The organism is Roseateles sp. GW821-FHT03B02 (assembly GCF_059421025.1).
In genome coordinates, this window is record NZ_JBWKUV010000021.1 from 1 (window position 1) to 12,691 (window position 12,691).

Sequence of the window (12,691 nt, forward strand, 5' to 3'; positions counted from 1 at the left end):
AAGAACACCCCGGAAACCTATGTCACCGGGGTGTTCGGGGCAAACACGAGATGGGGGTGACCATCTCATTAGCCACCTCGGCTGGCGCCGGGGCGGCTTTGGCGGTGCGGAAAGCGCTGGCTTATTCGGCCGAGTCGGTGCCGGCGTCCACGCCAGCCATCTGCGCGGCGGCCAGTTCCTCGGCCTCCTGCAGGGCAATGGCGCGGCGCTCGGCGTCGTCCATGGCTTCCTTGGCGCGGCGTGCCTCGTGGAAGGCCATGCCGGTGCCGGCCGGAATCAGGCGGCCGACGATGACGTTTTCCTTCAGGCCACGCAGCTCGTCGCGCTTGCCCATGATGGCAGCCTCGGTGAGCACGCGGGTCGTTTCCTGGAAGGAAGCGGCCGAGATGAAGGAGTCGGTCGACAGCGAAGCCTTGGTGATGCCCAGCAGCACGTCGGCGTGCGTGGCGGTCATCTTGCCTTCCTTGCGCAGCCTGTCGTTGGTGTCCAGCAGCTCCGAGCGCTCGACCTGCTCGTTCAGGATGTAGTGCGAGTCGCCCGGGTTGGTGATCATCACGCGACGCAGCATCTGGCGAACGATCACCTCGATGTGCTTGTCGTTGATCTTCACGCCCTGGAGTCGGTACACGTCCTGGACTTCGTCGACGATGTAGCGCGCCAGTTCCTCGATGCCCAGCAGGCGCAGGATGTCCTGCGGGTCCGCGGCGCCGTCGACGATCAGCTCGCCACGGTTGACCACCTGGCCTTCGTGCACCAGGATGTTCTTCTCCTTGGGCACCAGTTCCTCGTGGGCCTTGCCGTCCGGGTCGGTGATCTGCAGGCGGATCTTGCCCTTGGTCTCCTTGCCGAACGACACCGTGCCGGTCTGCTCGGCGAGCACGCCGACGTCCTTGGGCGAGCGGGCTTCGAAGAGTTCCGCCACACGCGGCAGACCGCCGGTAATGTCGCGGGTCTTCTGGCCTTCGACCGGGATGCGGGCGAGCACTTCACCGGGCAGCAGCTCCTGGCCGTCGCGGATCTGGATCAGCGAGCCGACCTGGAAGCCGATGGCCACCGAGTGGTCGGTGCCGGGGATCTTGACCTCGTGGCCCTGCGCGTCCAGCAGCTTGACCTGCGGGCGCACGACCTTGGCAGCGCCGCGGCGCTTCGGGTCGATGACGACCAGGGTCGACAGACCGGTCACTTCGTCCACCTGCTTGGCGACGGTCACGCCTTCCTCGACGTTCTCGAACTTCGCCTTGCCGGCGAATTCCGTGATGATCGGGCGGGTCAGCGGGTCCCAGTTGGCGAGCACCAGGCCGGCCTTGATGGTCTGGCTCGGCTTGATGTTCAGGATCGCGCCATAAGGCACCTTGTGGCGCTCGCGCTCGCGGCCGTGCGGGTCGGCAATGATGATCTCGCCGGAGCGGGAAATCACGACCAGCTCGCCCTTGCCGTTGGTCACGTAGCGCATCGTGGCGTTGAAGCCGATGATGCCGTCCGACTTGGCTTCCACGCTCGAGGCGACGGCAGCACGCGAAGCGGCACCGCCGATGTGGAAGGTACGCATCGTCAGCTGCGTGCCGGGTTCGCCGATGGACTGCGCGGCAATGACGCCGACAGCTTCACCGGTGTTGACCAGACCGCCGCGGCCGAGGTCACGGCCGTAGCACTTGGCGCAAAGGCCGAAGCGCGTGCCGCAGGTCAGCGGCGTGCGGACCTTGATCTCGTCCACGCCGGCTTGTTCCAGCACGTCGAGGGTGTCTTCGTCCAGCATCTTGCCGGCGCCCAGCAGCGAGGCTTGCGTCTCGGGGTGCACAACATCGATCGCGGTGACGCGGCCGAGGACGCGGTCGCGCAGCGATTCGATGACTTCACCGCCTTCGACCAGGGCGCGCATCGCCATGCCGTTGTCGGTGCCGCAGTCTTCCTCGATGACGACCAGATCCTGAGTCACGTCGACCAGGCGACGCGTCAGGTAGCCGGAGTTCGCGGTCTTCAGCGCCGTGTCCGCCAGGCCCTTACGAGCACCGTGGGTGGAGATGAAGTACTGCAGAACGTTCAGGCCCTCACGGAAGTTCGCCGTGATGGGCGTCTCGATGATGGAGCCGTCAGGCTTGGCCATCAGGCCGCGCATGCCGGCCAGCTGGCGAATCTGGGCTGCGCTACCGCGGGCACCCGAGTCGGCCATCATGTAGATCGAGTTGAAGGACTCCTGATCGACGGTCTTGCCGTGGCGATCAATCGTCTTCTCGACCTTCAGGTGGTCCATCATCTTCTTGCCGATTTCGTCACCGGCCTTGCCCCAGATGTCCACGACCTTGTTGTAGCGCTCGCCGGCCGTCACGAGACCCGAGACGTACTGCTGCTCGATCTCCTTGACTTCCTTCTCGGCGCGCTCGATCAGCGTGTGCTTCTGCGCGGGCACCAGCATGTCGTCGATGGCGATGGAAATGCCGGCGCGCGTGGCGAGCTTGAAGCCGCTTTGCAGCAGCTTGTCGGCCAGCACCACGGTTTCCTTCAGGCCGCACTTGCGGAAGCTCGTGTTGATGAGACGCGAGATTTCCTTCTTCTTGAGCGCCTTGTTGATGTTCGAGAACGGCAGGCCCTTGGGCAGGATCTCGGACAGCAGGGCGCGGCCGACAGTGGTGTCCACGAGCTTGGTCTCGGGCACGAACTCGCCCGTGTCCTTGTCCTTGGTCCACTCGGTCAGGCGAACGCTGATCTTGGCGGTGATTTCCACGGCGCCGTTTTCGAGCGCGCGGATGATCTCGGGGATGTCCGAGAAGATCAGGCCCTCGCCCTTGCCGTTGGTGCGCTCGCGGGTCGCGTAGTACAGACCCAGCACCACGTCTTGCGACGGGACGATGGAAGGCTCGCCGGACGCCGGGAACAGCACGTTGTTGGAGGCCAGCATCAGCGTGCGGGCTTCCATCTGCGCTTCGATGGACAGCGGCACGTGGACGGCCATCTGGTCACCGTCGAAGTCGGCGTTGAAGGCCGAGCAGACGAGCGGGTGCAGCTGGATGGCCTTGCCTTCGATCAGCACGGGCTCGAATGCCTGGATGCCGAGGCGGTGCAGCGTCGGGGCGCGGTTCAGCAGGACCGGGTGTTCCTTGATGACTTCTTCAAGGATGTCCCAGACCACCGGCGTGCCGGATTCGACTTCCTTCTTGGCAGCCTTGATCGTCGTCGCGATGCCCATGGCTTCGAGACGGCTGAAGATGAAGGGCTTGAACAGCTCGAGCGCCATCAGCTTGGGCAGGCCGCACTGGTGCAGCTTGAGCGTCGGGCCCACCACGATGACCGAACGGCCCGAGTAGTCGACGCGCTTGCCCAGCAGGTTCTGACGGAAGCGACCGCTCTTGCCCTTGATCATGTCGGCCAGCGACTTGAGGGCACGCTTGTTCGCGCCGGTCATCGCCTTGCCGCGACGGCCGTTGTCCAGCAGCGAGTCGACGGCTTCCTGCAGCATGCGCTTTTCGTTGCGCACGATGATTTCAGGGGCCTTCAGCTCCAGCAGACGGGCCAGGCGGTTGTTGCGGTTGATGACGCGACGGTAGAGGTCGTTCAGGTCGGAAGTGGCGAAGCGGCCGCCGTCCAGCGGCACGAGCGGACGCAGGTCCGGCGGCAGCACGGGCAGCACGTCCAGCACCATCCAGTTCGGCTTGATGCCGGACTTCTTGAAGGCCTCCATGACCTTCAGGCGCTTGGAGTTCTTCTTGACCTTGAGCTCGGAGCCGGTCATGTCGTTGCGGAGCTTGTCGATCTCGATGTCGAGATCCATTTCCTCCAGCAGCTTCTTGATGCCCTCGGCGCCCATCAGCGCGATGAACTCGTCACCGTACTCGACGCGCTTGGCGTCGTAGTCGTCCTCGCTCATGATCGAGAACTTCTTCAGCGGCGTCATGCCGCTGTCGACGACGACATACGCTTCGAAATACAGCACGCGTTCGATGTCGCGCAGCGTCATGTCGAGCACCAGGCCCAGACGCGACGGCAGCGACTTCAGGAACCAGATGTGCGCGCAGGGCGCGGCCAGGTCGATGTGGCCCATGCGGTCACGGCGGACCTTGGTCTGGGTCACTTCGACGCCGCACTTCTCGCAGATGACGCCACGGTGCTTCAGGCGCTTGTACTTGCCGCACAGGCACTCGTAGTCCTTGATCGGGCCAAAGATCTTGGCGCAGAACAGGCCGTCGCGTTCCGGCTTGAAGGTGCGGTAGTTGATGGTCTCGGGCTTCTTCACCTCGCCGAACGACCAGCTGCGGATCTTCTCCGGGGAAGCCAGGCCGATCTTGATGGCATCGAAATGCTCATCGGGGGTGAATTGCTTGAAAAGGTCGAGTAGTCCCTTCATGCATCTGCTCCTTAATTGCGTTCCAGTTCAATGTCGATGCCCAAGGAGCGGATTTCCTTGACCAGCACATTGAACGATTCGGGCATGCCCGCTTCGATGGCGTGTTCGCCCTTGACGATGCTTTCGTAGACCTTGGTCCGGCCGTTCACGTCGTCGGACTTGACCGTCAGCATTTCCTGCAGGATGTACGAGGCGCCATACGCTTCCAGCGCCCAGACTTCCATTTCGCCGAAACGCTGGCCGCCGAACTGCGCCTTGCCGCCCAGCGGTTGCTGCGTGACGAGCGAGTACGGGCCGGTCGAGCGGGCGTGCATCTTGTCGTCCACCAAGTGGTGCAGCTTCAGCACGTGCATGTAGCCGACGGTGACCGGGCGCTCGAACTGCTCGCCGGTGCGGCCGTCGCACAGCCAGGCCTGGGTGCGCGTCTCGGTCAGGCCCTTCTTGGCCGCGATGTCGTCCGGGTAGGCCAGCTTGAGCATGCCGCGGATTTCTTCTTCCTTGGCACCGTCGAAGACCGGGGTCGCGAAGGGCACGCCCTTGGCGAGGTTCTCGGCCATCTCCAGCACTTCGGTGTCGGACAGGTCGTCGATGTTCTCGGTCTTGCCACCGCTCTGGTTGTAGAGCTGGTCGAACAGCTTGCGCAGCTCAGCCACCTTGGAGTGCTGCTGCAGCATGTCGCCGATGCGCTGGCCGATGCCCTTGCCGGCCCAGCCCAGATGCACTTCCAGCACCTGGCCCACGTTCATCCGCGACGGGACGCCCAGAGGGTTCAGCACGATGTCGGCAGGCGTGCCGTCGGCCATGTAGGGCATGTCTTCGATCGGGGTGACCTTGGACACGACGCCCTTGTTGCCGTGACGGCCGGCCATCTTGTCGCCAGGCTGCAGGCGGCGCTTGACGGCCAGGTAGACCTTGACCATCTTCAGCACGCCGGCGGGCAGCTCGTCGCCCTGCGTCAGCTTCTTGCGCTTTTCTTCGAAAGCCAGGTCGAAGCTGTGGCGGGTCTGGTCGAGCGCGTTCTTGATCGACTCGAGCTGGTTGGCGACCTCTTCCTCGGCCGGGCGGATGTCGAACCAGTGGAACTTCTCGACCGAGGCCAGGTAGTCCTTGTCGATCTTGGTGCCCTTGGCGATCTTCTGCGGACCACCATTGGCGACCTTGCCGTTGAGCAGCTTCTCGATACGGTCGAAGGCGTCGCTCTCGACGATGCGCAGCTGGTCGTTCAGGTCCAGGCGGTAGCGCTTCAGCTCGTCGTCGATGATCTGCTGGGCGCGCTTGTCGCGCTGGATGCCTTCACGGGTGAAGACCTGCACGTCGATGACGGTGCCGCTGGTGCCCTGGTCGACGCGCAGCGACGTGTCCTTCACGTCCGAAGCCTTCTCGCCGAAGATGGCGCGCAGCAGCTTCTCTTCCGGCGTCAGCGTGGTTTCGCCCTTGGGCGTGACCTTGCCGACCAGCACGTCGCCCGGGTTCACCTCGGCACCGATGTAGACGATGCCCGACTCGTCCAGGCGGCCGAGTTGCTGCTCCGACAGGTTCGGGATGTCGCGGGTGATTTCTTCCGAGCCCAGCTTGGTGTCACGCGCGTTGACCACCAGTTCCTCGATGTGGATCGAGGTGTAGCGGTCTTCGGCGATGACGCGTTCGCTGATCAGGATCGAGTCTTCGAAGTTGTAGCCGTTCCACGGCATGAACGCGACCAGCATGTTCTGGCCCAGGGCCAGTTCACCGATGTCGGTGGAAGCGCCGTCGGCAATGATGTCCTCGGCCGCCACCTTGTCGCCACGGCGCACGATGGGGCGCTGGTGGATGTTGGTGTTCTGGTTGGAACGCTGGTACTTGATCAGGTTGTAGATGTCGACACCGACCTCACCGGCCACGGTTTCGTCATCGTTGACGCGAATCACGATGCGGTTCGTGTCGACATAGTCGACCACGCCGCCGCGGCGAGCCGCGACCACCGTGCCCGAGTCCTTCGCGGCGACGCGCTCGACGCCCGTACCCACGAAAGCCTTCTCGGGACGCAGCACCGGCACGGCCTGGCGCTGCATGTTGGCGCCCATCAGTGCGCGGTTCGCGTCGTCGTGCTCCAGGAAGGGCACGAGCGAGGCCGCGACGGACACGATCTGCGTCGGCGCAACGTCCATGTACTGGATGCGCTCGGGCGAGGTCAGCACCGATTCGCCGTTTTCACGGGCGGACACCAGTTCGTCGGTCAGCTGGCCGCCGGCGTTCAGCGTGGCGTTGGCCTGGGCGATGACGTACTTGCCTTCCTCGATGGCGGACAGGTAGTCGATCTGGTCGGTGACGTGGCCGTCGACGACGCGGCGATACGGCGTTTCCAGGAAGCCGTACTCGTTGAGCTGTGCGTACAGCGCCAGCGAGTTGATCAGGCCGATGTTCGGGCCTTCCGGCGTTTCGATCGGGCAGACGCGGCCGTAATGGGTCGGGTGCACGTCGCGGACTTCGAAGCCGGCGCGCTCGCGGGTCAGACCGCCCGGGCCCAGAGCGGAGACACGACGCTTGTGCGTGATTTCCGACAGGGGGTTGGTCTGGTCCATGAACTGCGACAGCTGCGACGCACCGAAGAACTCCTTCAGCGCCGCGGAGATCGGCTTGGAGTTGATCAGGTCGTGCGGCATCAGGGCTTCGGTCTCGGCCTGGCCCAGACGCTCCTTGACGGCCTTCTCAATACGGGCGAGACCCGAGCGGTACTGGTTCTCGGCCAGTTCGCCCACGCAACGCACGCGGCGGTTGCCCAGGTGGTCGATGTCGTCCACTTCGCCGCGGCCATTGCGCAGCTCGACAAGGATCTTGACGACGTCAAGGATGTCCTCGTTGGACAGGTTCATGTTGCCCTCGGGCGTGTCACGGCCGACACGCGCGTTGAACTTCATGCGGCCGACACGGCTCAGGTCGTAGGTGTCGGTGCTGTAGAACAGGCGGTTGAACAGGGCCTCGACGGCGTCTTCCGTCGGCGGCTCGCCGGGGCGCATCATGCGGTAGATGGCGACACGGGCGGCCAGCTGGGTCTCGGTTTCATCCGAGGCCAGGGTCTGGCTGATGTAGGCGCCTTCGTCCAGCTCGTTCGTGAACAGGCACTGGATGTCCTTGACGCCGGCCTGGCGCAGCTTCTTCAGCAGCGCGTCGGTCAGCTCGTCGTTGGCCTTGGCGATGATCTCGCCGGTGTCGGCGTCAATCATGTTCTTGGCCAGCACACGGCCGACCAGGAAGTCCTCGGGCACCGAGATGTGCTGCGTGCCGGACTGCTCCAGCTGGCGCACATGGCGGGCGGTGATGCGCTTGTCCTTCTCGACGATGACGGCACCGCTCTTGTCGACGATGTCGAAGCGGGCGACTTCACCCTTGAGGCGGTCGGCGACGAATTCGAGCTGCGCGCCGACATCCATCAGGCGGAAGTTGTCGAACACGAAGAAGTGGGCCAGGATCTGCTCGGGGTTCAGGCCGATGGCCTTGAGCAGGATGGTGACCGGCATCTTGCGGCGGCGGTCGACGCGGAAGTACAGGATGTCCTTCGGGTCGAACTCGAAGTCCAGCCAGGAGCCACGGTAGGGAATGATGCGGGCGCTGAACAGCAGCTTGCCCGACGAATGCGTCTTGCCCTTGTCGTGCTCGAAGAACACACCCGGCGAACGGTGCAGCTGCGACACGATGACGCGCTCGGTGCCGTTGACGATGAAGGAGCCGTAGTCGGTCATCAGGGGCACTTCGCCCATGTAGACCTCTTGCTCCTTGATTTCCTTGACCGTCTTCGCCTGGGGCGACTCACGGTCATAGATGATCATCTGCAGGCGCGCGCGCACGGCGGCTGCGTAGGTCAACCCCCGCTGCTGGCACTCACGGGTGTCGAACGGCGGCTTGGCGATGTTGAACTCGAGGAACTTCATCTCGACGAAACCGTTGTGCGAAACAATCGGGAACGCCGAAAGGAAAGCCGCCTGCAGCCCTTCGGGCTTGCGTTTGGCGGGGGCCACGTCCTTCTGCAGGAAGGCCACGTAGCTGTCCTTCTGCATCGTGAGCAGGTAAGGAACGTTGAGAACGCTCTCGCGCTTGCCGAAGCTCTTGCGGATCCGCTTGCGCTCGGTGTAGCTGTAGGGGGTTGCTTGCGCCATAAACACTCCGTGTCGAGTGCATCCCCGGCCGTGGGACGCACCGCGTCGGCGACTGGCTGGCTCATCCGCCCAGAACGGGCGGCTGCCTAGCTTGGTGGTTGGCCACTACCAACCGCTGGCGGACAACCCCGGCATTGCACCGGAGTCCGACCAAACTGGTTCTCTGCAGTCGGATCAGAGAACACGTGAAAGAACCGCACATCATACAGCGCGCGGTTCTTTCAACTGTTCTCTACGGGGGCAAACCCGTAAAGACGAAAAAGGGGAAGCCCGAAGGCAACCCCTTTTCATGGATCTGGCGAACCAGATCCGGTCGGCGGAACGATGCCCGCCGAACCGATTTACTTCATCTCGGCCTTGGCGCCGGCTTCGACCAGCTTCTTGACAGCGGCTTCGGCGTCGGCCTTGGAGATGCCTTCCTTGACGTTCTTCGGAGCGCCGTCGACCAGGTCCTTGGCTTCCTTCAGACCCAGGCCGGTGATTTCGCGAACGGCCTTGATGACGCCGACCTTCTGGGCGCCGGCGTCGGTCAGGACGACGTTGAACTCGGTCTTCTCTTCAGCAGCAGCAGCGGCACCGCCGCCAGCACCACCGGCGGCCGGAGCAGCCATCGAAGCGGCGGACACGCCGAACTTCTCTTCAATTGCCTTGACCAGGTCGTTCAGTTCCAGAACGGACATGCTGTCCAGGGCGGTCAGGAAAGCGTCTTTATCGAATGCCATGATTAATTCCTAAAAAACAGATGGGTTGCGTGTGAACGCGTTGTTCGTCGATCAGGCCGCGGCCGGGGCTTCGGCGGGGGCTTCAGCAGCCACGGCACCTTCACCACGCTTTGCAGCCAGGGCAGCCAGCACGGCCGCGGTGCGTTGCACCGGCGACAGCAGCAGGCCGGCGATCTGCGACAGCAGGACTTCCTTGGACGGGACGGAGGCCAGAGCCTTCACGCCATTGACGTCCAGAGCCTTGCCACCGTAGGCACCACCCTTGATGACGAGCTTGTCGTTGGTCTTGGCAAAGTCAGCGATGACTTTGGCAGCCGCGACTGCGTCTTCCGAAAAGCCGTAGATCAGCGGGCCGACCATGCTCTCCGCAGCAGCCTCGAACGGGGTACCGGCGACGGCGCGACGGGCCAGGGTGTTCTTCAGCACGTGAAGATAGACACCCTTGGAACGTGCGTCGACGCGCAGCTTGTTCAAGGCTTCCACGGTGAGGCCACGGTACTCGGCCAACGCCAGCGTCTGCGACTTCGCTGCTTGCGCTGCGACGTCGGAGACAACGGCTGCCTTCTCGTTGCGATTGAGACTCAAGGTCTACTCCTCACATTTGCTCCCTCGGCCTTGCGGCTTCGAGAGCGCCAGGGATTCAGCGACCATCTGTCAGGAAAAACCTGTCAGCGGGACCGCCATCTGCGCTGGTTCTCCGCCACCGACGAATCGGCGACTTCGATTTAAGGGGTCTCCACCAGCGGTCTTGGATGACGCGCCGTCCGGTTGCCCGGCAGGCGCCCCACCAATCTTTGTTGCCCGGGGCCAGACTCGCCCCGTGCAGATTCAGTTCATCAGGCGGCGTTGGCCTGTGCGTTGATCGACGCGATTTCGACGCGGGCGCCAACGCCCATCGTCGAAGACACGGCGACCTTGCGCAGGTAGATGCCCTTGCTCGACGCCGGCTTGGCCTTGTTCAGGGCCTCGATCAGCGCGCGCAGGTTGCCTTCCAGCTTGTCGGTGTCGAACGAGCGACGGCCGATGGTGCCGTGGATGATGCCGGCCTTGTCGACGCGGAACTGGACCTGGCCAGCCTTGGCGTTCTTGACGGCGGTGGCGACGTCGGGGGTCACGGTGCCGACCTTGGGGTTGGGCATCAGGCCGCGCGGGCCCAGGATCTGACCCAGGGTACCGACGACACGCATCGTGTCGGGCGAAGCGATGACCACGTCGAAGGGCATGTCGCCCGCCTTAACGCGCTCGGCCAGGTCTTCCATGCCGACGACGTCAGCGCCGGCGGCCTTGGCTTCCTCAGCCTTGGCGCCTTGGGCGAACACAGCGACGCGCTTGGTCTTGCCGGTGCCGTTGGGCATCACGACGGCGCCACGGACGACCTGGTCCGACTTCTTGGCGTCGATGCCGAGTTGCACGGCAACGTCGATGGACTCATCGAACTTGGCCGTGGCCAGGCTCTTGACCAGGTCCAGGGCTTCCGAGAGGGCGTACAGCTTGGTCGACTCGACCTTGCCGGCCAGCGCCTTTTGCTTCTTGGTGAGCTTGGCCATGTTCAGACCCCTTCCACGATGATGCCCATCGAGCGGGCAGAGCCGGCGATGGTCTTGACCGCGGCGTCGATGCTGGCGGCCGTCAGGTCCTTGGTCTTGATCTTGGCGATCTCTTCCAGCTGGGCACGGGTCAGCTTGCCGACCTTGTCCAGGTGGGGGCGCTGCGAGCCCTTCTCGATCTTGGCGGCCTTCTTGATCAGCACGGTCGCCGGGGGCGACTTGATGACGAAGGTGAAGCTCTTGTCGGCGAAGGCGGTGATGACCACCGGCAGCTTCATGCCGGGCTCGAAACCAGCGCCGGAGGTCTGGGCGTTGAACGCCTTGCAGAACTCCATGATGTTCAGGCCACGCTGACCCAGCGCGGGACCCACCGGCGGCGAAGGATTTGCCTTGCCGGCCGGAATTTGCAGCTTGATGAAGCCGACAATTTTCTTGGCCATGTTTTCTCCAATCCAGTGAACCCGCGGCCTGCGGAATCACCTGAGTACTAGCGCATCGGACTCGGGACGAATCCCTTACCTCTGCTCCTCTTGTCCGCCTCTCGTTGCAGACTGATCACGGGCCGACGTTCAGGGGACGCCGGCCGAACCCGCGATTCTATTCCAGACCTTTTGCCTTCGGGCCTACGCCGCTCTGGCGATAGGTTGAAAGACTGTGTCTTTAGACCTTTTCAACCTGCGCGAAGTCCAGCTCGACCGGCGTGGCGCGGCCGAAGATCGTGACCGACACACGGACCTTGGACTTGTCGTAGTTGACCTCTTCCACCGAGCCGTTGAAGTCGGTGAAGGGACCTTCCTTGACGCGCACGATCTCGCCGACCGTCCACTCGACCTTGGGCCGCGGCTTCTCGACGCCTTCCTGCATCTGGTTGACGATCTTCATGACCTCGGCTTCCGAGATCGGGGCCGGGCGGTTCTTGGCGCCGCCGACGAAGCCCGTCACCTTGGAGGTGTGCTTGACCAGGTGCCAGGACTCGTCGTCCATGAACATCTCGACCAGCACATAGCCCGGGAAGAAGCGGCGCTCGGTGACGGCCTTCTTGCCGTTCTTCAGCTCGACGACTTCTTCGGTCGGCACGAGGATGCGGCCGAACTTGTCCTGCATGGCGGCGCGGTCGATGCGCTCCCGCAGATTGCGCTCCACGGCCTTCTCCATGCCCGAGTAGGCATGGACGACGTACCAGCGCTTGGGCAGGCCCGCCGGGGCTTCGGTCGTGACGACTTGTTCTTCAGACATCGAAATTCCTTGCGATCAGCGCTTCCAGCCCAGGATCAGGTCGTACAGCACCCACTCCAGCGTCTTGTCCGTCACCCACAGGAACAGGGCCATGACGACGACGAAGGCAAAAACATAGCCCGTCATCTGCGTGGCTTCCTTGCGGGTGGGCCAGACAACCTTCTTGACCTCACGCGTCGAGTCGCGGCCATAGGCGATCAGCGCCTTGCCGTGTTCGGACGTGAAGAAGGCTGCCACGCCGGCGGCGAGCAACACAATCAGCGAGGCCCACTGCACCAGCGCACCTTGCTTGGACAGGCCGTAATAGGCCGCCAACGCGCCGATCAGCAGCAGTACCGCAACGGCCAGCTTGGCCTTGTCGGCGCCGCTGGTCACGGTCTCGACTTGGGGAGGATTCGCCATCACTTCACTTTCACGCGCCACCCTGAGGTGGCTTTTCGAACGCTGCGAGGGCCGGTAGCCATCAGCAGCAAGGCCCGCCGAGATCTCTCTCGCGGGCCGATGCTTGGTTAGCCAGGAAACCAACCGCCGTGATCAGTGGCGGATGGCAGGGGCAGAGGGTCTCGAACCCCCAACCTTCGGTTTTGGAGACCGACGCTCTGCCAATTGAGCTATGCCCCTGTGGCCTCTGAAATACTTACTCGAGGATCGTGGCGACGACGCCCGAACCGACGGTGCGGCCACCTTCACGGATGGCGAAGCGCAGGCCGGTTT

At 63.7% G+C, this 12,691-nt stretch carries 9 protein-coding genes and 1 tRNA gene; all 10 read right to left on the bottom strand.

The window, feature by feature from the left end:
• Window positions 1–121: 121 nt before the first annotated feature.
• Complete coding sequence (rpoC, locus tag AC07VX_RS26595) at window positions 122–4,339, bottom strand: DNA-directed RNA polymerase subunit beta' (RefSeq protein ID WP_493167760.1); 4,218 nt, start codon at window positions 4,337–4,339, stop codon at window positions 122–124.
• 11 nt (window positions 4,340–4,350) lie between these two features.
• Entirely contained in the window at window positions 4,351–8,472 is a 4,122-nt protein-coding gene (gene rpoB, locus AC07VX_RS26600) for a DNA-directed RNA polymerase subunit beta (RefSeq protein WP_493167759.1), read from the bottom strand.
• Window positions 8,473–8,813: 341 nt separating this feature from the next.
• Entirely contained in the window at window positions 8,814–9,194 is a 381-nt protein-coding gene (rplL, locus tag AC07VX_RS26605) for a 50S ribosomal protein L7/L12 (protein ID WP_310273307.1), read from the bottom strand.
• 51 nt (window positions 9,195–9,245) lie between these two features.
• Window positions 9,246–9,779, bottom strand: coding sequence for a 50S ribosomal protein L10 (rplJ, locus tag AC07VX_RS26610; RefSeq protein ID WP_025564477.1), 534 nt, complete (start codon window positions 9,777–9,779; stop codon window positions 9,246–9,248).
• A gap of 251 nt (window positions 9,780–10,030) precedes the next feature.
• Complete coding sequence (rplA, locus tag AC07VX_RS26615; RefSeq protein ID WP_493167758.1) at window positions 10,031–10,741, bottom strand: 50S ribosomal protein L1; 711 nt, start codon at window positions 10,739–10,741, stop codon at window positions 10,031–10,033.
• 2 nt (window positions 10,742–10,743) lie between these two features.
• Window positions 10,744–11,181 carry a 50S ribosomal protein L11 gene (gene rplK, locus AC07VX_RS26620; protein ID WP_025564481.1) on the bottom strand — a complete coding sequence of 146 codons (438 nt, stop codon included), beginning with the start codon at window positions 11,179–11,181 and terminating at the stop codon, window positions 10,744–10,746.
• A gap of 220 nt (window positions 11,182–11,401) precedes the next feature.
• A complete protein-coding gene (gene nusG, locus AC07VX_RS26625; protein ID WP_493167757.1) occupies window positions 11,402–11,977 on the bottom strand; it encodes a transcription termination/antitermination protein NusG in 576 nt (191 codons plus the stop codon).
• A gap of 15 nt (window positions 11,978–11,992) precedes the next feature.
• Window positions 11,993–12,379 (bottom strand): preprotein translocase subunit SecE, encoded by a 387-nt coding sequence (gene secE, locus AC07VX_RS26630; protein ID WP_493167756.1) that lies wholly within the window; start codon window positions 12,377–12,379, stop codon window positions 11,993–11,995.
• Between the two features lie 143 nt (window positions 12,380–12,522).
• A tRNA-Trp gene (locus tag AC07VX_RS26635) sits at window positions 12,523–12,598 on the bottom strand.
• A 16-nt stretch (window positions 12,599–12,614) separates the two neighbouring features.
• On the bottom strand, window positions 12,615–12,691 hold a 77-nt coding region (locus AC07VX_RS26640), incomplete at its 5' end, for an EF-Tu C-terminal domain-related protein (RefSeq protein ID WP_492710707.1).

Coding starts and splice junctions, on each gene's coding strand:
- rpoC (WP_493167760.1), bottom strand. CDS start 4,339: ATGAAGGGACTACTCGACCTTTTCAAGCAATTCACCCCCGATGAGCAT.
- rpoB (WP_493167759.1), bottom strand. CDS start 8,472: ATGGCGCAAGCAACCCCCTACAGCTACACCGAGCGCAAGCGGATCCGC.
- rplL (WP_310273307.1), bottom strand. CDS start 9,194: ATGGCATTCGATAAAGACGCTTTCCTGACCGCCCTGGACAGCATGTCC.
- rplA (WP_493167758.1), bottom strand. CDS start 10,741: ATGGCCAAGCTCACCAAGAAGCAAAAGGCGCTGGCCGGCAAGGTCGAG.
- rplK (WP_025564481.1), bottom strand. CDS start 11,181: ATGGCCAAGAAAATTGTCGGCTTCATCAAGCTGCAAATTCCGGCCGGC.
- nusG (WP_493167757.1), bottom strand. CDS start 11,977: ATGTCTGAAGAACAAGTCGTCACGACCGAAGCCCCGGCGGGCCTGCCC.
- secE (WP_493167756.1), bottom strand. CDS start 12,379: ATGGCGAATCCTCCCCAAGTCGAGACCGTGACCAGCGGCGCCGACAAG.